We start from the raw sequence: 19,826 nt of genomic DNA on the forward strand, positions 1-19,826 counted from the left end.
GAGAACGGAGGACGATCGAGTGCTTACGAAGATAGATTTGGCGGGAACGTGGAAGCTTCAATTGGACGGGGGAAAAAGCGGGCTGCGGCTGCCATACGGCGATACGATGGAGCTGCCCGGAACGACGTCGCACGCCCGCAAAGGCGAGCCGAACGACGCTGTCGAAATCAGCCACTTAACGGATGGATACAAATTCGAGGGCTGGGCTTGGTTCTCGAGGGAAGTGGAGATTCCCGAGCGGCTGGCCGGCAAGACCGTCGCGCTGTTCCTGGAGAGAACCCGGGTCACCGCCCTATGGATCGACGGTCAAGAGGCGGGAACCCGGAACAGCCTCGGCACGCCTCATCTCTACGAGCTGAAGGAAGGTCTCTCCCCCGGCCGGCATACGATTACGATCCGTGTCGACAACACCGATTACCCGACCAAGGGCGGCCACCTGACCTCCCCCGATACCCAAACGAACTGGAACGGGATTACGGGACGGATCGAGCTGCAGTTCTACGGGGAGTCGTATTTGCAGGATGTGCAGGTATATCCGAACGTAGCGGATCGGTCGTTCTTGGTGAAGGCTCGGCTTGTCGGAGACGGCGCGGATCGGATGGCCATCTCGGCCTCCGGCTTTAACGGTCACGATCATGTGGTCGCTGCGCAAGAGTACGCTTTGGGCGGCGAAGAGGTTGAGGCGACGTTCGTTCTGGGGGAAAATGCCCGGCTATGGAGCGAGGCGAATCCGTTCCTGTATAAGCTGACCGTTCGGCTGCTGGACGCGGATGGCGAAGCGCTGGATACGCATGAGTTGAGCGTCGGCATGCGGGAGTTCAAAGCCGACGGGGACAAATTCTCGATCAACGGGACCCGTACCTTCCTTCGGGGCAAGCACGACGGCCTTATTTTCCCGCTGACCGGGTTCGCTCCGACTAGCATCGAGGAGTGGCTGCGCATTCTCGGCATCTCCAAGTCGTACGGAATCAATCACTACCGCTTCCATACGTGCTGCCCTCCGGAAGCCGCCTTCGAGGCCGCCGATATTCTCGGGATTTACATGGAGCCGGAGCTGCCGTTCTGGGGAACCGTCACGGACGAAACGTACGACAATCATAACGCGGCGGAACAAGCCTATCTGATCGAGGAAGGCTTCGCCATGATGAAGGCCTTCGGCAATCATCCTTCCTTCGTCATGATGTCTCTCGGCAACGAGCTGTGGGGCAGCAAAAGCCGGATCTCCGAGATCCTGCGCGCCTACAAGGCCGTCGACGACAGGCACCTGTATACGCAAGGCTCGAACAACTTCCAATTCGTTCCCGTCATTCTGGAGGAAGAGGACTTCTACACCGGCGTTCGCTTCTCCCGGGATCGCCTGTTCCGCGGGTCGTACGCGATGTGCGACGCCCCTCAAGGCCACGTGCAGCTGGATCGGCCGGGTACGAGCAAGGATTACGACGAGCAGATGGTCCCCTCTTCGGCTGGCGGGAGTGATGCCGCCGGGGCCGGGACCGGCGAGAGCGGCACCATTCAGATTCAGTACGGCACCGAGGCCCGAACAGTGGAAGCGGAGTCGGCCGAGGAGGAGCTTATTCCGCGAATTCCGGTCGTCTCGCACGAGATCGGCCAATACGCCACGTTCCCTCGGTTCGCGGAGATCGAGAAATATACGGGGTCTCTGAAGGCGCGCAACCTTGAAACGTTCCGGGAACGGCTCGAAGCCAAGGGGCTGGGCTCGCTTGCCGAACGGTACTTCGAGAGCTCCGGGCAGCTGGCCGTGGCTTGCTACAAGGAAGAGCTGGAAGCGGCCTTCCGCTCTCGGAAGCTGGCCGGCTTCCAAATTCTCGACTTGCAGGACTTCAGCGGGCAGGGCACCGCCCTGGTCGGCATCCTGGACGCGTTCATGGACAGCAAGGGGCTCGTCTCGCCGGAGGAATGGCGAACGTACTGCTCGGACGCGGTTCTCCTCGCGAGATTCGACAAGTACAATTACGAGTCTGGCGAGCGTTTCGATGCTCATGTCGAGCTGGCGTATTACCGCGAAGCGCCGTTGCCGTCGCTTGAGCTGAGGTGGGAGCTCCGCGCCGGGGATGCCGTGCTGGCAAGCGGACAGACGGCTGCGTCGGCGCCGGTTGGCGAGGCCTACGTGGACATCGCCGATTTGAGCTTCGAGCTGCCTTCCGTCGAGGCGATGACGAAGGCCGTATTCTCTCTGGAGCTGGCGAACACGGACATTCGCAAAACGTACGATCTGTGGATCTATCCTAAGGAGAAGGCAGTATCCCTGTCAGGCGACGGTCTTCACTGGGCGGAGGAACTGACGGACGACGTGCTTCGGCTTCTCGAACGCGGTGAGAACGTCCTGCTGACGGCGAAGCCGGAGCTCGCTTCGCGTTCGATCGAGGGAACGTACGCTACCGACTTCTGGTGCTACCCGATGTTCCGCTCGATCTCCGAGAGCATGGGTAAGCCGACCCCGGTCGGAACGATGGGCCTGCTGATCGAGAACGGGCATCCCGCTCTCGCCGACTTCCCGAGCGAAGAGCACTCCACGTACCCTTGGTGGACGCTCGTCTCGAATTCCCGCTCGTTTATTCTGGACGACCTCCCGGCGGAGCTTAAGCCGATCGTCCGGACGATCGACAACTTCGAGCGCAACCACAAGCTCGGCTTCCTGTTCGAATGCCGCGTGGGCAGCGGCAAGCTGCTCCTCTGCGCGCTCGACGCCGATAAGGTGCAGGAGGTCCCGGAGGGGCGGCAGTTCCTCTCCAGCCTCGCCCGTTACGCCCGCTCCGAAGCGTTCAAGCCTCAAGCGGAAGTGACGGCGGAAGAGCTTCGGAAGCTTTTCCAATAAGATCTCGTATTTACGCAGAGAAGCGACACTGGGGGAGATCCCTGTGCCGCTTCTCTGCGTTGTGCGCGAAGTCGCCCACTCTCGCCGAAACCTATTTCATCCGATGTCGAAGAATATTTTTCTTCGTCCGCTCCTATACAGACCCGTTTGGGTCTGTATTTTCTTTCACGTGCTCTAAACCGTGCGATTTCTGGAGGCGCCCAAGCCGGACAGGAGCAGCAGAACGCTAACGACAAGAAGCAGCAACAGCGGGAGGTTCCAGCTTGCCGTAAAGTCATGAAGCAAACCGAACAAGATCGGTCCGGTTGCCGCCAGCAAGTATCCGACCGATTGCGACATGCCGGACAGAGAAGCGGAATCGAAGGCATCTTTCGTTCGCAAGCTTAAAAAGATCATGGCCAAGCTGAACGCACATCCCGCTCCAATTCCCAGTAAGACGGTCCACAACGAAATAAGCGCATTTCCTCCGAAATAAAGACCTCCCAATGAGACAAACAACAGGAACGTCATGATGATGACCAGCAAACGTTGGTTCTTCATGCGCCCCGCCACGATCGGCACGATGAACGCTACGGGCAGCGCGGCAATCTGAAACAGCGATAGCATCCAACCGCCGCTGTCTTCATTCAACCCCCGGCTGATCATGATTTCAGGCAGCCAAGCGATCAACACATAGAACAAAAGAGACTGCGTCCCCATAAAAATCGTAACCATCCATGCCAGCGGCGAACGCCACAGGCTTCTGCGCTTCAACGCGCCGCTCGTCGCTGCCCCGGCAGACGCCCGACTCGCCCGGGCTAGAGGCAACCAGAACAGCGCGGCCAACAGAACGAGTACGCCCCAAATGCCGAGCGCGCCATTCCAGCCGAAACCGAGGTCGCGGGCGACCGGAACGCTGACGCCGGACGCGATCGCCCCGCATAAATTCATTGACACGGAGTAGACGCCGGTCATGAGGCCGACTTGATGAGCAAAATCCCGTTTGACCAGACTTGGAATGAGCACGTTGCACGCCGCGATAGCCAACCCGATCAAAGCCGTGCCTGCAAACAAAGAAGCGGTTGCGGTCAACGAACGGATCGCGATGCCCGCCATGAGCAAAACCAGCGCATAAAGCAGGGTCCTCTCCACCCCGAAACGGCGTGCCAGAACGGGCGCGAACGGCGAGAGCAGCGCGAAAGCAAGCAACGGCAGCGTAGTGAGCAGACCCGCCGCGGCATTTGACAGTCCGATGGATTCGCGAATCGAACCGACCAATGGGCCTACCGACGTTAGCGGGGACCGCATGGTCAGCGCGATCAGGACGATGCCGAGGATGACCGGCCAACCCAACGACAACGATTTTCTCGCCATCGTTGACTTCGTAACGCTTCGTACGCTCACGGCCGCTCTCCTCCTTTAACCTCAAGAACGGCTTTCGATTCCGCAATATAACGGTGAACCGCCGCCACGGCACGATCGGCGTCTTGATCGAAAATCGCTTCGACCAGTTGCCGGTGAATCTCCAAGAAATTCGCATCGGCTTCATATCGAGTCAGGCTTGTAAGCAAATCTTGCGACGCATCCGTGATATGGTTATATAATTCGATCAAGATTTCATTATGAGACGCCGCGATGATGCCTTGGTGAAGACGGATATCCTCCGTGACAACGCCATCCAGGTCACCGCGTGCTGCCGCCCCTTCCCAGCGTTCCAGTTGGAGAAGAAGCTCCCGCGCCTCGTCGTCCGTTCTGCGCCGGGCGGCCAGATGGGCTCCCTCGCGTTCTAGCGCATGCCGGACTTCCAACGTCTGCAGCGTATCGGAGCGCATGATGCGTTTTTGCAGGACGACTCCCAACGCGCTCGAAGAACAGACGTACGTTCCGTCTCCTTGCTTCGTCTTCAAGAGTCCCGCGTGAATCAACGCCCGAATGGCTTCCCTCAATGTATTGCGGCTAACATTCAACTCGAGCATCAGCTCCGGTTCGGCCGGAATACGCATCCCGACAGCCCATTTGCCGGTTTCGATCAGTTTCTCCATTTGCAATGCGACTTGCTCGACAAGCGTCAGCCGATTCGTTTTCTGAAGCATATGTCAGTCCTCGTTTCATCAATTTATCAAACATAGGATGTTTGGTTAATTGGTATTTTATCATACTTATACCGTGGGGACAATTCCTTGCCTAAAAAACCTGCCTAAAGGATGATCGATAGACTCTGGTTTATTCGCTCCATTGGAAGGCCCGCGCGTAAGGAATCAAGTGATTTTCAGGCTTATTTTCCCTTGACCCGAGCGAACAAGCTCTCTTAACCATCCCTCTTGTTCTTTTAGGAACCTTTTAGACTCGTTTAAGCTCCGCTTTAGGTTCGGGGTGCATGATGGAGTCACAGCAAGCAAGGGAGGATGATTCGAATGAATGATCATAAGGACAACAAGCATGAAATAGATAGCCGCGATGAAACCCTTACCGTTTACCGTTACGATTCGTCGAGACAGGTGGCAAGCCTGAAGTCGTCATACGAGGAAGAGTTGAATGCAGCTGGGACGTCTGGCGTTTCGGGTAATGGCGGCGGCAGCCGAGGAGGCCGTTCGAAGAAAGGCTCGGCTCGTCCGATCCTCGCTTCCTTCCTGGCCGGTGCGCTGGTCGTCGGAGGACTGAGCTTCCTGTCGGACCGGATGAACCTGTTCACCGGAGGCAGCTCCGCGGTCGAATCGGCCGCCTCCGGCAGCAGTTCCTATTCGAGCTCCGCAGGCTTCACGACGGCATCGCTGAACGTCGACGAGAAGATCTCGTCCGTCTTCGACGAAGCCAACCCGGCGGTCGTGGAGATCGAGAACTACGGAGTCGAGACGGCTTCGCAAGGCAACTGGCTCTTCGGCGGACGGGGCGGATTTATGGATCCGCGGCAGCAACAGCAGCAACAGGAACAGAGCAACGCAGAGCCTGTCTTGATGGGCACGGGAACCGGCTTCTTTTTTAACGAGGATGGGTATATCTTGACGAACGAGCACGTCATCGCCGACGCGACGGAGCTTAAGGTTACCGTTCCCGGATATGACGAGCAGCTGACGGCCACGGTCGTGAACTCGAACGCGGATCTGGATCTGGCCGTGCTTAAGGTCGAAAGCCCGGACGGCACGAAGTTCCCCGCCCTGACGATCGGAGACTCCGATGCGGCTAAGATCGGGGATTGGGTCATCGCGATCGGCAACCCGTACGGCCTGGACCACACGATGACGGTCGGCGTGCTCAGCGCCAAGGAACGCCCGATCACGATCACGGATGACGACGGCACCGAGCACAATTACGAGCACCTTCTGCAGACCGACGCTTCGATCAACCCCGGCAACTCCGGCGGTCCTCTCCTGAATGCCCAAGGCGAAGTCATCGGCGTGAACACAGCGGTGAACGCGGAAGCGCAAGGCATAGGATTCGCGATTCCGGCGTCGACGATTCAGGATGCCCTGACGGATTTGATGGCGGGAACGACGGTTAAATCGCTCTAAGAAGAGAAAGTCTATAAGCTGCTGCACTTCATACCCTATTCGAGCCCACTCTTGAAGCGCCTCTAGACGGCGTTTCGAAAGTGGGCCATTTACTATTTGACAGATCGATACAAAATTCATATCCTTAGTATCAACAAGAACGGAAAGGAAAGGAAGTCAAACCGATGAGCAAAAGCGGAAGGCCCCGCGCCTTTAAAGACACTGCCGTCGTCGATGCGGCCGTCGAGGTATTCTGGTCCCGCGGGTACGAAGCCTGCTCGACGGACGATTTATGCAAGGAGACGGGCCTCGGCAGAGGAAGCTTGTACAACGCGTTCGGAAGCAAGCATGAGCTGTATGAGCAAGCCTTGATCCGGTATCAACAGTTGGGTCTGTCGGAGCAGATCGATATTCTGCGCGCAGATATGCCGGTAAAGGAACGGCTAAGATCGTTGCTCGAATGGGAGATCCGGGAGGATTCCGCTGCAGGGGACCGAGGATGCCTCCTGATCAATGCTTCCGCGGAGAGAGGCAAATCCGACCCGTCCGTGGAAAAGATCTTTACTCAACACGCAAGCCAGCTTGAACGGGCAATCGAAGAAGCCATGAGAGAGGGACAGTCGAACGGGGAGATCTCCCCGGAGCGGAATGCGCAAGAGCTCGCCGCCTTCTTCCTTAGCAGTTATTACGGCCTTCGGGTACTTTATCCCGGGACGATGAACCGCGCGCTGGCCGGGCGGATCATAGACGGAGTTTTGGCGGCCGTCTTCTAGCGATAGTTAAAGCCGGAGGGCCGTTCGCCGAAAATAATCGAAATACCGTTGTTTATTGCTGCATCTCTATTTTGAGTGGTTACTTAGGGATGCGGCATTTTCAGCCCTATTTTTGTACTAAACGTTACAAAATAAAACGATTAAAGGAGTTGCTGACTTTGCCTCTTGCTATTTATGTATTGGGATTGATGATTTTCTCGATGACGACCTCGGAATTCATGGTGGCCGGCATCATGCCGTCCTTGTCCGCGGAGTTCGGCGTATCGATCGCGGCTATCGGCTACCTGATTTCCTCCTATGCGGCCGGAATGATTATCGGAGGACCGCTGCTGACGATCGGACTGCTGAAGGTACCCCGCAAGAAAGCCTTCCTCGCCCTTTCCTTTATCTTTCTGGTCGGTCAGACCCTGGGTGCTTTGGCTCCGAATTATGAGCTAATGATGGCGGCGCGGGTTCTCACCGGGATCGCTTCATCGGCTTGCTTCGGCGTCGCCATCGCCATTGCGTTGACCCTCGTCCGCCCGGAACGGAGCGGTCGCGCCGCATCTATCGTTCTAGGCGGGCTGATGGTGGCGACCGCGGTCGGCCTGCCGGCTGCCATGTTGTTCGATCAATATTGGGGATGGCGCTCCAGCTTCTGGGCAGTGGACGTCCTTGTTCTCGTCTCCGGGCTGATGGCGCTGATTCTTATTCCCAAATCGACCAAAGAAGAATCGGCATCGATCACGATCCGAAGCGAATTGGCCGCCTTTAGGAGCCGCCATTTGTGGGCGGCTTTCGCGACCAGCATGCTGATCATCGGCGCGACCTTCGCCGCTTTCAGCTATTTTACGCCCATTCTAACGGACCTCGCGGGCTTTGATAGCCAAACGGTCCCGCTTCTGCTCGGAATCTATGGGGTTGCGACTGTCGTAGGCAATACGATTACCGGCAGATTGGCCGACCGTCATATGATGACGATTCTGACGACGGGTCTGATCGTGCTGACCGCGGCTTTGGTCCTGTTCGGTCTGCTAGCACGATCTCCGGTTATGGCCGTTGCGGCCGTCATCGTAATCGGTCTGTCCGGGGTTACGATGAATCCCGCCATGGTTACGCGAGTCTCGCGCGTATCCAATAGCGGAGCGCTAGTCAGCACGTTCCATGTGTCGGTCGTCAATTTCGGAATCGTCGTCGGTTCGACGATCGGAGGAATGACCATCGATCACGGATTCGGGCTCGTATCGCCTCTCTGGGTCGGGGCCGGTTTGGCTCTGCTCGGGCTTCTGTCGTTGCTGCCTTACTACAATAAGAAAAGTGCTGTGGCCACGGCATCCCCTTCTGCAGCCGAAACCGGAAAATCGTGCGCTTGACCGAAGACGACTCACCCGATTCGAACGTATGTATTTCCATTTATCTAACCACTCAAAAAATGCCCATCACGGGCGGCTACTCGTGATGGGCAGAAGGAGAAATTTGGTCGTGCCGGTAGTGGCTACTTAATAAACTCCAGATCCAGCACGAAGAATGATGACCAACAGGATAAACAAGACAAGGACGAATGCAGCAGCTTGTATCCCGCCGTACCCAACGACTCCGCTCAAAGGATTCACCACCATATTTTTATTGTGACTCAGCACGATGTCACTCCAACAATATATGATTAGGTGCTTATATCGTCAGTACTCATACCCATACGGCTAATAATCCGCGAACGTACAACTAACTCCGGTTGGAGGTCCATAAAAACAAAAAGAACCGCAACCGGGTGCGATTCTTGAACATTCATAATGAAAGCTGGCGCGCCCGATACGATTCGAACGTACGACCTGCAGTTTAGGAAACTGTCGCTCTATCCTGCTGAGCTACGGGCGCGCAACGAGTCTTATTATAACAAAAAAAACGGAAATGGAAAAGCGGCCTCCCGTTTGAGCTTTCGCAACGCTCCATGATATATTTTGGGGACAGCCATCTTTATGAAGCAAGACAAGGAGGAGGCACGTCATGAAGAAAAACCGCTTGGGCAAGTCGGACCTGTTCGTCGGCGAGATCGGACTCGGATGTATGTCCCTGGGAACCGAAGAGGCAAAAGCGACGTCGATCATTCACGAAGCGTTGGAGCGCGGCGTCACTCTTCTCGATACGGCGGATCTGTACGACGGCGGACGCAACGAGGAGCTTGTCGGTAAGGCGATTAAAGGACGTCGCGGGGATGTCGTGCTTGCGACGAAGGTAGGCAACCGCCGCATTCCAGGCCAGGACGGCTGGGTATGGGACCCTTCCAAGGAGTATATCTTATCTGCCGTAAAAGAAAGCTTGCAACGGCTCGGCACCGACTACATAGATCTCTATCAGCTGCACGGAGGCACGATCGACGATCCGATCGACGAGACGATCGAAGCGTTCGAGCAGTTGAAGCGCGTAGGCGTCATCCGCGAATACGGGATCTCCTCGATTCGTCCGAACGTGATTCGGGAGTACGCGTCCCGCTCCTCCATTGTCAGCGTCATGAATCCATACAGCATCGTGGATCGGCGCGCCGAAGAGGCGGTGCTCCCGCTGTTGGAGGAGAAGGGAATCAGCGTGATCGCCAGAGGCCCGCTGGCAAGCGGCGCGCTCGCCGCGAACCGGAAGCCGGCCAAAGGCGTGACGGATTACGAGCTGGCAGAATTAGAAGCTCTGCGCGGGCGGCTTGAGCGTCTCACTTTCGACGACAGAAATCTCACTCGGCTAGCCTTACGCTACCCCCTCGCTCATCCGGCGGTGGCTGCGGTCATTCCGGGCGCCAGCTCGCGCGAGCAGCTGCTGCAGAACCTCGCAGCCGCCGAGGTTCCGGCTCTCACGGACGAGGAGCTTCGGACGATTCGCAGCTTTAGCAAAGCCAACAAGTACGCTCAGCATCGTTAACTCATCCAATCGACATAATTCAAAAAGACGACCACCCGCCGCTTATGCGACGAATGGCCGTCTTTTCTTTTTTACTCCAGCTTACTGAACGTCATCCTCGATCCGCTTGACGAACGTTTCGCTTCCGTCGGAATTGCGAACGGCTTCGTGCGATACGGTCGCTTCCTGAACTTCTCCGAACGCCCAGTGGGTGGTCGGAACGTCCGGGAATACCGGCTCGAGCCCTTGCAGCGGTCCGCGGTACAGCATGCGGTTAATCATCGTAACCGCTTCGTCCCGGCGGATCTTCTGGTTCGGACGGAACGTTCCGTCGGTGTATCCCGTCAAATACTTGCCCAGGTACAGCGCTTCGATGGCGTTCTCCGCCCAGTTGCCCTTCGTATCCGAGAAGTGGTTGGAGACCGGCTTGCCCGGGTTCAGATCCAGGAATCGGGCCATGACCGCCGCCAGTTCGCCTCTCGTGATCGCTTCGTCCGGACGGAAGGTTCCGTCGGAGAAACCTCCGAAGTATCCGTGTTTAACCGCGATACGGATATAGTTCGTTGCCCAGTGTCCCTTGCGAATATCGCTGAAAGGCAGAGCGTAGTCGATCGTTTCGTTCTCCGTCAATCTGGCGACGATCGCCGCCAGCTCGGCACGGGTCAGCGAGTTGCCAAGCTTGAATTCGCCGTCCGGCATGCCGATGATATAGCGCTGATGGCTCAGGTTGCCGAATCGATCGGAGAATACTTTAATCTTGGCCGTCGAATTCGCCTTGGCTCCGGAGGCGGAGCTGCCGTTTACGCCGAATTCGCCGGAGATGCCGAATTCTTTCTCAGCCGCGTCCAGTTGGGACCACTGTACCTTAATCTTGTAGCTGCCGCTTTGGCCGCCTGCCAAGTTTGTCACGTTCCAAGAAATCGTGTTGCCGGTTACCGTGCCTCCGTTAGCGTCGATAACTTCGACTCCTTCTGGCAGTTGAACCTTAATCGTTCCCGCGTAAAGCATGGCGGTCGATATGTTCTTGTAATCGACGGTAATCGTCGACTGGGTGCCTTCTTGAACGACATTCTGATCCGTGGATACGGCCAGCGATACTTCCGGATTCACCGGGGCACCGCCGGAAACAATCACCGGCTCCAGCTCGACGTCATGCTTAACGATATCCCATTGGACCGAAAGAATCGGACTCGTGTAAGTGTAATACCCAGCCTTGGATACGACCACGTAGTAGTCCGTTTCCGGATAAACCATGTAAGCGTAGAAGCCGTTGGCGTCGGTCAACTGATCGGGGCTCGCGTTATCGTTAGGAGCAAAGCCTACCAGCTCCGGCAGATCGACGGGAGATTTGGTGTCCGCATAATAAAGCGTTACCTTCGCGCCCTCGATGACGGCTCCCGTAACTTTATCGGTTACCGTTCCGTACGGGTCGACCAGCTGCTGCGTAATGTTCAGCTCGCCGTCCTCTTTTACGTTTACGGTACCCTTGCTGATCGTAATTTCCTTGCCTGGCTCGATCTCATAACGAACTTCCAGGGTGTAGTCTCCTACCGCCAAACCGCTTGCATTGAATACGCCTTGGGAGGACAGGTCAAACGCCTTAGGCGAGCCGTTCTCCATTAAGTAGTCTCCGTTAACGTCCTTCAGATAAACGTTCGTTTTGCTCAGCAGCTCGGAGCTTAGCAGAGCCGGTTGTCCGTTCGGCTGCTTGAACGCGACAAGCCCGGAAATGGTTTTCTCCGAAACGTACGTTTCATCGCCGTTGCCCGTCGTTTCGCCGACTGGCGCTTTCTGGCTATAGGAGACTGGCGTCTCCACGCCGCCTATGTTCACCGTTTGCGTAACCGTCAGGTCGTAAACCGCATTTCCCTTCGGTACCGGAATCGCATATGCTCCGTTAGCATCGGTGATAACCGTCTCGTCGAAGTCGACTCCCGGCTCGATAACCTTATCCCCGTTCAGATCAAGCGTTACCCGCACGCTTGCTCCCGCAACGGGCTTGTTGGTACCGCCCTCCGTAATGACGCCTTTCACTTGCGCCGGCAGGAAGGTCATTTGAATAGAGGCAGACGCAGACAGTCCCTTGTCCAGATCCAGCACCGTGGCCGTTACCGGAATCGATTGCGGCGTCGTGCCGGTAATGGCGGCAGATTGGTACGTAACGGTAGCAAGCCCGTTCTCGTCCGTAACGACCTTGTTGCCATTCGGGAAGGTTCCCGTCGGCGCATCGAAGGTCACTTCAACGTTGGCTATCGGGTTTCCGCCCGCATCCTTAAGAACAGCTGTCAGTTCGGAAGTCGACTTGCCGTCTCCCAGGATTTGTTCCGGATCCGCCGTCAACGTAAAACCAAGTTCCAGTACTTCGAAGCTGTTATCGGACAAGCGATCCGCAGGCTCCGAAGGAAGCGGAGACCCGTTGATATCCCGCGCCGTGAACGTAACGTCATAGACGCCAGGGCTCGTCCCTTCCTGCAGCACGGTGTTCGTCTTCTTCCAGAGTTTATATCCGTCTTCGGCGCTTGTCGCTTGGTTCACCCAAATCAGGTCCACCGAGGCGCCGTTCACGTTCGCCGTAACCTGATCGGTAATCAGCGAGGATACTGCCGACAGGATCAGAGGATGCCCCGGAACGGCGGGCAGAATCGTCGAATCTCCCCGTTCCTTGTCTCCTACCCAACCGTCCAACGCTTTGTGCACGTTGACCGTGACGACGGCCGGAGCGCTTGTCTGCCCTTCGGCGTCCGTGACCGTATAGGTGAACTTATCCACTCCCGTAGCGCCTGGGTTAGGCGTGTAGATCCATTCGCCTCCCTGCGGGTTCGTAGGATCGGCCGGCGAGATCGTTCCCTTGAGCGGCCCGGATTCGATTTGGTAAACAACTCCACTTACGCTAGCGCCCACATCGGTTCCCGCTAACACGATTGTCGTAGAAGGAGTTCCTTCTTGAGTATTGACGACGAGCGCATCCGCGGTCGGAATGCCGTTATAGGCGATCTTAACCTGTGCAGGATCATCTGAGTATTGCTTGCCGTCAAAACCATACCAATCGAAGGTTACTGTCGATCCGTTAGCAAGTCCCTCGTCCGGCGAGAATTTCAAGCTGTTCAGAACTGCAGCCGGAATGGAGGTCTTAACGCCCGGCATGACATATACGGCTTCCGTAACGGATCCGCCAGGGTAATAGAACAATTGGCCTTTGCTAGCAAAGTCGGCTGGAAGCTCCACCTGAACACTATGGAGCGGATCGAGATCTTCATCGGTATACGAAGCAGTGAAGTTATCGCTGTCTACGTTGCCGAAGGAGATGATATCTCCCATCAATCCGGTCTTAGCAATATCGGCGACGACCGGCGTGGAATTGATCGCGATCGTTACCTTCTTGCTGTCCGCCGCATACTGGTAGCCATCGAAGCCGTTCCACATGAATTCGACCGCACCGCTTACGCCCGGCTCGGGAACGAACCGTAGCGATCCGAGGTCGGCTGCGGAGATCTCTTGTTCTTCTGCGACAGCGGTCTGAGTAGTGCCGTTCACCAGTACCAGCTTGCCCTTGTCCGGATCTGGAAGAGCCGTAATCTTGATTTTAGTCAGGTTATCTCCGTCTAGCGTATCCTGGAATGCATGTGCGCTAAAGTCCTCGGAGGTAAACGTAACCGTATCGCCTTTATATGCTTCTTTCTCAAAGTTCTCTACCGTCGGCTCGTGGTTCAGTTTCAGTATGAAATTGGCAGGTTCGGATGCCTTGCCTTGGCCATAGCCGCTCCACTGAAACTCGGCAGTGTAACCCATCGTCGAAGCAGGCTTGTAGCTCAGCTTGTCTAGGTCAGTCGCTTTAATGACGTAGCCCGCTCCGCTTACATCGGAGGTGGTCAATGTATGACCGTCATAGATTAACACACCATCATCCGCCGCAGGGAGCGAATGAATCGTGACTACCTGCAGATTATCACCGTTAGGAATGTCTTGTGCTCCGCTTACGCCGCTATTCTTGAAGAATCCGGCCTGAAAATCCTTCAGGGTCAGCGGGAGTTCGGTCTCCTTGAGCACCCTCTTCTCAATATCTTTAGCCTTCATATCGAAGGTAGAGAAGGACAAGACATGTTCTGCCTTACCCGCCGTTCCATCGGTTCGAGCATCGAACAACATGATGTTGACGATGTATTCTTTATTCGGATCAATCGCGGAGTTACTCAGAACAGGCGCCCATGATTCTTCGTTGTCCTTAGTCGCTCCCGCGAAGTTCTTCGTTTCGACATCCAGATTGATCTCCTGAACGTTGCCGTTCGGATCCTCTACCTTCTGGATGACGTTGGCTTCCATGACAAAATTGCCATTCGTCTTAGGCAAGAATGTCGTATCCAGAGTGATTTTGCCATTCTCCACTTTAAGGCCAGCATCGTTGATTTCGCCATTCTCGCGAACGCCTCCGTCCACGACGAGCTGCGCCCAGTCGATCTCGGTTACCCAACCCGAGTTGAAGGTCGATACCGGAGCTAGGTAGTAATGATGGATGGACGTTCCGACGTAAAGATTTCCCTTGGCAATCTTGTTGAAGTCGGAAGGAGATAAGGAGAAGACGGTCGTGTTCCAAATTTCGTTCTGGCCGGATAATGCACCGATATAGTTTTCTTGCTTAAATTCCTTTTTAAACTTATCGGTGGCACTTGTCCATTTGCCGGTAGTCGGCCAGTTCGTATACGGATCTCCCAGCGTAATATCAGCCGGGTTAGAGGACATATACACCCGGTCCCACTCGCCGTTATCCGTACTCTTATAATTGACTACGTCCTTGTACTCATCGACATCATAAGCGCGAACGAGCAATTGAGCGCTGACCGTTGGCAACTGATCGACGTCCTCAATCTTGAACTCGATTGGATAAATGGAATCGCCATTCTTGATCCGGCTGCCCCCGAAGTCTACGTCCCCGTCCGCAGCGCTTTGGGGATCTCCGCCGCCCCAGTTGTCGGTATCGGTAAAATACGTGTTCCCTGTGTACGTCTGAACAGGCGCGGCCGAAGCTTGGGAGCCGATGCCCGCCGTCAGCGATCCCATCACGAGCGCCGTCGCCAGCACCGATGAAACCGATGATTTGAATCGATTTTTTCTCTTCATCTTAACTCTAGAATTCTCCCTTCGTGATCGATATAAATTTCTATTTTTATGCATATTTCGCCACAGAGTACTCTATCAAGCTCATCTGAACAAAAACTGTACAAATCTTTGAAATAGATTCTTTACAAAAAGGGAGATTTATCCGATTGTAATAATAACGCTTCCAATTTCCGTTACGAGGCTATTTCTATAAAAAAGGCGCTGAGGTATTGATCAACTTAAGCAACGAAAGAGAGCGGCAGGTTCGGTATATTGGCATCGGGGAGAAAGACTTGGCTCTCCTGTCCGGCAAAGCCGCCGAGTTCGGCACTATTGTCGAAGATTTGGTCGAGCAACTGTACGACCAAATAGTCAAGCAGCCCGATCTATTGTCGATTATTGAGAAGTTTAGTTCGATCGATAGGCTTAAAGAGACGCAGAGGTGGTACTTCTTGTCCATGGCCGATGGGGTACTGGATGAGGAGTATATTCGGAAGCGTCTTCACGTCGGAAGGATCCACTCCCGGATCGGGCTGACCACCAACTGGTACCTGGGCACGTACGTGCTGTATTTGGATCTGGCGACCGCCCGCTTGTCCGAGGTGCTGCCCGACCAGTGGCAACCCGTCGTTCAGGCGCTGTCCAAGATGTTCAATCTCGATTCCCAGTTGGTCCTTGAAGCCTATGAAAAGGATGAGAAGGGGAAAATCCAGCAGTTGCTCGACAAACAAAGAGAGATGCATTTGGGGGTCGCGGCCGCTATTCAAGAGCTGGCTTCAATGATGGCCCAGCTGTCCGACAACAGCCGCAAGGTAGCCGACAGCGCCAGCCGTACCGCCGAGAGCCAACGGCAAGCTCACGAGGGCATGGTGAGCATGGCGAACGAGGTGGCCTCGATCGAAGAGCTGGGCGGCATGATTCGTTACGTGGCCGATCAGACCCATATTCTTGGGCTGAATGCCGCTATCGAGGCGGCAAGAGCCGGGGAGCAAGGCAGAGGCTTCGAGGTGGTCGCGAACGAGGTGCGAAAGCTGGCGAGCCAATCGAAGGATTCTTCGGTGGCCATTGATAACAAGCTTAAACAGATCAACAAGCTGCTGACCGGGGTCAAGCAGCAATCCCAGCATGTGTCGACCTACTCTTCGGAGCAAGCCCTCGGCGCTCAAGAGCTGCTCGACTTTGTACGGATGATCGAACAGGTGACGGAAGAGCTGGAGAAGCTCCAATAACGGCTAACAAACAAGCCCGCGAATCGGATCGCGGGCTTGTTATACGTTATCCTTCCGGCAATGGCTTGCGGCCGCGGAAGCCGTCCTCCCAGCTATGGTAGTGGGACACGCGCTCCTCGCCTTCCTTCCAGCAGAGTAGAACCTCCCTCTCCTCCAATAAAGCGGGAAAGTCGATCAAGCCCGGATTGATCATTTTCAGATAAACGCCTTGGCGCTTGAAGTTCTCCACGAGCAAATCGATCTCCATGCTCATGAAGTCCAGTCTTCCTTCCTCCTCGAAAAACCGCGAGCCTCCGCTTCCGCCTCTCGTGGAGATCATATCCGTCGAAGCTTTCATTTTCTGCAATTCCATATATCTTTCTTCATATTCGCTCATGATGCCTTTCAGCTGAAGCAGATTGCTTCGGAGTTCGGGCAGCAGCGCGTTCGCTTCCTCAGGCGTGAACCGTTTTGTCATTTGGCATCCACTCCTCCCCCTTAGTGTACTCGAAGACGAGACCGAATTCCATTTTCCACCGGTGAATTGGGTCCTAAGTCGAAGAATAATTCAGCCTAACGGTGGAAATCTAAGGAAGGCAAAGGAGGTGTACCCGTGACCAACTCGCATAACAACCCGTCTAAGGCGGAAGTTCAAACGACGAAGCTTAACCGCTTGCCCGTTCCAGGCGAAGAGGATACGGAATTCTCCGCTGAAGAAGCGGCGGAAGCATTCGAGCAGAATGCGTCTTCCGTGCAAGAAGAGCAGCAATAATCCGGGAGCCCGAGCCTCCGCCCGAGGCCGGGCTTCCTGCCGTTCTTGACGACTGGTAAACGGATAGAAGGACGGTTGAATTTGGATAGGCTTTTGGATAGATAAAGCTCTTTATTTATATGCGAACCTGTGCTATACTACTAAACGTTCGCTTAACACAGCGACGTATCGAGACGTGGCTCAGCTTGGTAGAGCGCTTGCTTCGGGAGCAAGAGGTCGCAGGTTCAAATCCTGTCGTCTCGACCATCCATAATAATGACAGAAGCCCTGAATTTCAGGGCTTCTTTTTGTTTTTGCCAAATGCCAAGCTATCTAATCGATCAGCTTTTTCCTGACTTTTCTCCAGAAGCCTCCATTCCTTCGATTCATATGCTTCTCATTGTCGATCAGCAGATGATAGGAGGACCATAGCGTAGATGCCCTAAGGATTACATATGCGCCTATGGCGATTAATACGACGCAGACCGGAAAATAAGGGATCAAGGCTCCTTCGGAAATCCCCTTTTTCTCCAGCAAAAAAGCCATTCCGCCTATCGCCACCATGCCGGCCCCGACGATGACCACGGCTGCGTACCGTCCCTTCAATCGATTCAAACGTTCCGTCAATTGCTTCACATAACCTTGATCCAGCAGAAGAGCTTCTTTCTCCAGCACATGGTACCGTTCCTCGTCCTTCAGGATGGCGGACACGAGGACGACGATGCCGGCCGCCGCCAACAAAATGATAAGGATGGAATAAACGGCGGGCTCCTGTCGAAACATTAAATACGGCAAGCATGCCAGAATTAGCAGGCATACGCCCGACGCAATTCGATTGGACGACCTTTGCTGATGGCTCAAATATCCCTCCGCCATCTCTTGGCTGACATAATACCCGCGCTCTTCGCGGCTGCCCTTCGCCTCGGTTTCCTTTAATAAATAATCGATGGACACCTCGAATAGATTGCCGATCATAAGCAGCTTCTCGGTCTCGGGGAATCCTTGTCCGTTCTCCCACTTGCTGACTGCCTGTCTGGTCGTATTCAGCTTTTCCGCCAACGCTTCTTGGGAGTAACCCTTTTCTTTACGCAGCTGCAGCAATTTTTCGCTAAATGACATGAGCTTGCTCTCCTTTGCTTTCTGATGCCTTAATAATAAAAAAACATCGGAGTCGATACGATATCCTTGAGGTTGCGTTTGCGCCACATACGGTTGCCATTGCGTAATTTTGGATGCAATGCAGCGGAGAAGGCTGAATTTGGACCATCATGTACCTACCGTCTCCCCATCCGAACCTGCGCCCCCATAATTCCCGAACACTCGCCCCGCTCTAAACAGCAGGAAGATCAGCAGCAGATGAGTCACCAACAAACCGAGCGCAAACAGCATGAGGATAGGCCATATTTCGCCTAGTATATAGTTGAGTTGGAATGGCATGCAGAACAGCAAGAGCGCGCCCAGCGCAAACGACCATCTCCATAAGCTGCCCGCCCTCGATGCAATGGCTTTCTTCCCTTTCTCAAGCGCCATCCCTCGAATGCCATCGCAAATTCCGTAGAAGAGCACCAATTCGACGACCATCGCCAAAGCCGTTAAGCTAATCGTCCCGATGTCCGGACTTTCGCCGCGTGTCAGTGACACCTCGTATCGCACTCCAAAGAGCGCAGCAATCGTCAATACGAACCGAATCCAGGCGACCGGCAAAGCGATTCTAAACCCTCTATGATGCCGACTAAGCTTCGAGAGCCCTGCCAGGATCAGAACGTACCCGATTAGGTCGTGCAGAAGATCGAAGCCGTTAATGCGAATATTGACGAGCGTAAAGATAAGCCCCCAAGCCACTTGAGCAAAAGCTCTCTTCATTCGCCGCCTCTCCTCTCTTCGCGGACATAAGCGCGCATCTCCGACTCCGACGGATAAGGCAGATAGTTCGCAAAGACGGTGTATTCGTATTTCTCCCCATTAGGCTCGACGAATGTTTCCTTGAGCAGCAGCCTGTAGACGTTCATCCGGTCTTCCTGGCTCAAACGAAACCGGTAACTCAGCTTAACCGACTGTCCTTCGCTTAGCTCCGCTCCGCTGGAGTCCGTCTCGATCTCGTATTGAAAGGCAGCCCCTAGCCGATCAAGCAATGCCGAAGCGACTCCTTCCAGCCGTACCGGCCGTTCTGCCTTGACGGTCGAGAAGCCTTCGTTGCCGCTCGAGTTGCCGGATGACATCATGGCGATCGGGGAATCGACGGACGTGTCCAGAGGCCAAGCCTCGCGATAAACGACGATCTCGCCGATCTCTTCGTCTCTTACGCTGCCGTCGTTGTAATACACGGTTGCCGTGCGAAGACGAAGCGGCTCCTTCGCGGTCCGTTCCGTCATGGCGTCTTCTTGGATGTAGCCCCTTAAAACGTAAATCGTCTGCCTTCGCAGCTCCTGGTGGACTTGCAAGGGATCGAATCTCAGCTCCGGAAGCTCGTCGATCTGAACGTTCACAGGCTTGCGTTCGTCGTCGTTATTCGCTACGTACAAGAGTTCGATCGGGGAAAAGGGAATGGCCATCATCTCGACATAGTGCCGCAAAAACCCCGGGCTAGGGAGCTTATTGGACTCATAATACCAGAAGTTTCCTATCCAACTAATCAGAATAACTCCCGCAATAAGGCCATAGATGGCTTTGATTCTCAACTCGGTGCCCCCATTCCGTCGTTCTCCGTTCGCCGATATAGATTATAACGCGATGGAATGGGAGTTGTTTCAAGTTTATGGAATTATTATAACAGTTCAAAAAAGCGCCTTACTCCAGCTCTTCTTCACAGCACCCGAACTTTGTTGCCAGAAC

Annotated in this window: 15 protein-coding genes and 2 tRNA genes; 8 read left to right on the forward strand and 9 right to left on the reverse strand. The window is 55.0% G+C overall.

From position 1 onward, the window contains the following. Nucleotides 1–19: 19 nt before the first annotated feature. The gene (locus H7B67_RS03855; protein WP_342592528.1) at nt 20–2,836 is read left to right on the forward strand and encodes a glycoside hydrolase family 2 TIM barrel-domain containing protein; all 2,817 of its coding nucleotides are present in this window, start codon (nt 20–22) and stop codon (nt 2,834–2,836) included. A 174-nt stretch (nt 2,837–3,010) separates the two neighbouring features. Here the strand turns inward: H7B67_RS03855 and H7B67_RS03860 are convergent, their stop codons facing one another. Further along, nucleotides 3,011–4,219, reverse strand: a complete 1,209-nt coding sequence (locus H7B67_RS03860; protein ID WP_185118470.1) for a CynX/NimT family MFS transporter — start codon at nt 4,217–4,219, stop codon at nt 3,011–3,013. Continuing rightward, entirely contained in the window at nt 4,216–4,908 is a 693-nt protein-coding gene (locus tag H7B67_RS03865) for a FadR/GntR family transcriptional regulator (RefSeq protein WP_185118471.1), read from the reverse strand. Before H7B67_RS03865 ends, H7B67_RS03860 begins: the two co-directional genes overlap by 4 nt. Nucleotides 4,909–5,229: 321 nt before the next feature. Here H7B67_RS03865 and H7B67_RS03870 point away from each other — a divergent pair, with 321 nt between their 5' ends. The 3 genes from H7B67_RS03870 to H7B67_RS03880 all read left to right on the forward strand — a co-directional run bounded on the left by H7B67_RS03870 (nt 5,230) and on the right by H7B67_RS03880 (nt 8,428). Next, nucleotides 5,230–6,324 (forward strand): S1C family serine protease, encoded by a 1,095-nt coding sequence (locus H7B67_RS03870; RefSeq protein ID WP_245363685.1) that lies wholly within the window; start codon nt 5,230–5,232, stop codon nt 6,322–6,324. 164 nt (nt 6,325–6,488) lie between these two features. Beyond that, nucleotides 6,489–7,076 carry a TetR/AcrR family transcriptional regulator gene (locus H7B67_RS03875; protein ID WP_185118473.1) on the forward strand — a complete coding sequence of 196 codons (588 nt, stop codon included), beginning with the start codon at nt 6,489–6,491 and terminating at the stop codon, nt 7,074–7,076. A 158-nt stretch (nt 7,077–7,234) separates the two neighbouring features. Further along, nucleotides 7,235–8,428: an MFS transporter gene (locus H7B67_RS03880; RefSeq protein WP_185118474.1), complete on the forward strand. Its 1,194-nt coding sequence runs from the start codon at nt 7,235–7,237 to the stop codon at nt 8,426–8,428. A 126-nt stretch (nt 8,429–8,554) separates the two neighbouring features. On the opposite strand, the gene H7B67_RS30745 is transcribed toward H7B67_RS03880, so the two are convergent. Both H7B67_RS30745 and H7B67_RS03885 read right to left on the reverse strand, forming a co-directional pair. Beyond that, complete coding sequence (locus H7B67_RS30745) at nt 8,555–8,674, reverse strand: sporulation protein YjcZ (protein ID WP_425353903.1); 120 nt, start codon at nt 8,672–8,674, stop codon at nt 8,555–8,557. 179 nt (nt 8,675–8,853) lie between these two features. After that, nucleotides 8,854–8,930 (reverse strand) — tRNA-Arg (locus tag H7B67_RS03885). Between the two features lie 129 nt (nt 8,931–9,059). Between H7B67_RS03885 and H7B67_RS03890 the strand changes: the two genes are divergently transcribed. Continuing rightward, a complete protein-coding gene (locus tag H7B67_RS03890; RefSeq protein ID WP_185118475.1) occupies nt 9,060–9,962 on the forward strand; it encodes an aldo/keto reductase in 903 nt (300 codons plus the stop codon). A gap of 81 nt (nt 9,963–10,043) precedes the next feature. Here H7B67_RS03890 and H7B67_RS03895 read toward each other — a convergent pair whose 3' ends face one another. Further along, the gene (locus tag H7B67_RS03895) at nt 10,044–15,056 is read right to left on the reverse strand and encodes an S-layer homology domain-containing protein (RefSeq protein WP_185118476.1); all 5,013 of its coding nucleotides are present in this window, start codon (nt 15,054–15,056) and stop codon (nt 10,044–10,046) included. Nucleotides 15,057–15,265: 209 nt separating this feature from the next. Here H7B67_RS03895 and H7B67_RS03900 point away from each other — a divergent pair, with 209 nt between their 5' ends. Further along, nucleotides 15,266–16,264, forward strand: a complete 999-nt coding sequence (locus tag H7B67_RS03900; RefSeq protein WP_185118477.1) for a globin-coupled sensor protein — start codon at nt 15,266–15,268, stop codon at nt 16,262–16,264. A gap of 46 nt (nt 16,265–16,310) precedes the next feature. Here the strand turns inward: H7B67_RS03900 and H7B67_RS03905 are convergent, their stop codons facing one another. Further along, nucleotides 16,311–16,721: a DUF2203 domain-containing protein gene (locus H7B67_RS03905; protein WP_185118478.1), complete on the reverse strand. Its 411-nt coding sequence runs from the start codon at nt 16,719–16,721 to the stop codon at nt 16,311–16,313. 135 nt (nt 16,722–16,856) lie between these two features. Here H7B67_RS03905 and H7B67_RS03910 point away from each other — a divergent pair, with 135 nt between their 5' ends. Continuing rightward, nucleotides 16,857–17,015 carry a hypothetical protein gene (locus H7B67_RS03910; protein ID WP_185118479.1) on the forward strand — a complete coding sequence of 53 codons (159 nt, stop codon included), beginning with the start codon at nt 16,857–16,859 and terminating at the stop codon, nt 17,013–17,015. A 169-nt stretch (nt 17,016–17,184) separates the two neighbouring features. Beyond that, nucleotides 17,185–17,261: transfer RNA gene (locus H7B67_RS03915), tRNA-Pro, on the forward strand. Nucleotides 17,262–17,327: 66 nt separating this feature from the next. Here the strand turns inward: H7B67_RS03915 and H7B67_RS03920 are convergent. The 3 genes from H7B67_RS03920 to H7B67_RS03930 form a co-directional block, all read right to left on the reverse strand. Further along, nucleotides 17,328–18,113: a helix-turn-helix domain-containing protein gene (locus H7B67_RS03920; RefSeq protein ID WP_185118480.1), complete on the reverse strand. Its 786-nt coding sequence runs from the start codon at nt 18,111–18,113 to the stop codon at nt 17,328–17,330. Nucleotides 18,114–18,260: 147 nt separating this feature from the next. Further along, nucleotides 18,261–18,857, reverse strand: coding sequence for a hypothetical protein (locus H7B67_RS03925; protein WP_185118481.1), 597 nt, complete (start codon nt 18,855–18,857; stop codon nt 18,261–18,263). After that, the gene (locus H7B67_RS03930; protein ID WP_185118482.1) at nt 18,854–19,672 is read right to left on the reverse strand and encodes a hypothetical protein; all 819 of its coding nucleotides are present in this window, start codon (nt 19,670–19,672) and stop codon (nt 18,854–18,856) included. Before H7B67_RS03930 ends, H7B67_RS03925 begins: the two co-directional genes overlap by 4 nt. Nucleotides 19,673–19,826: the final 154 nt, after the last annotated feature.

The organism is Cohnella thailandensis, assembly GCF_014212135.1.
Classification (GTDB): domain Bacteria; phylum Bacillota; class Bacilli; order Paenibacillales; family Paenibacillaceae; genus Cohnella; species Cohnella thailandensis.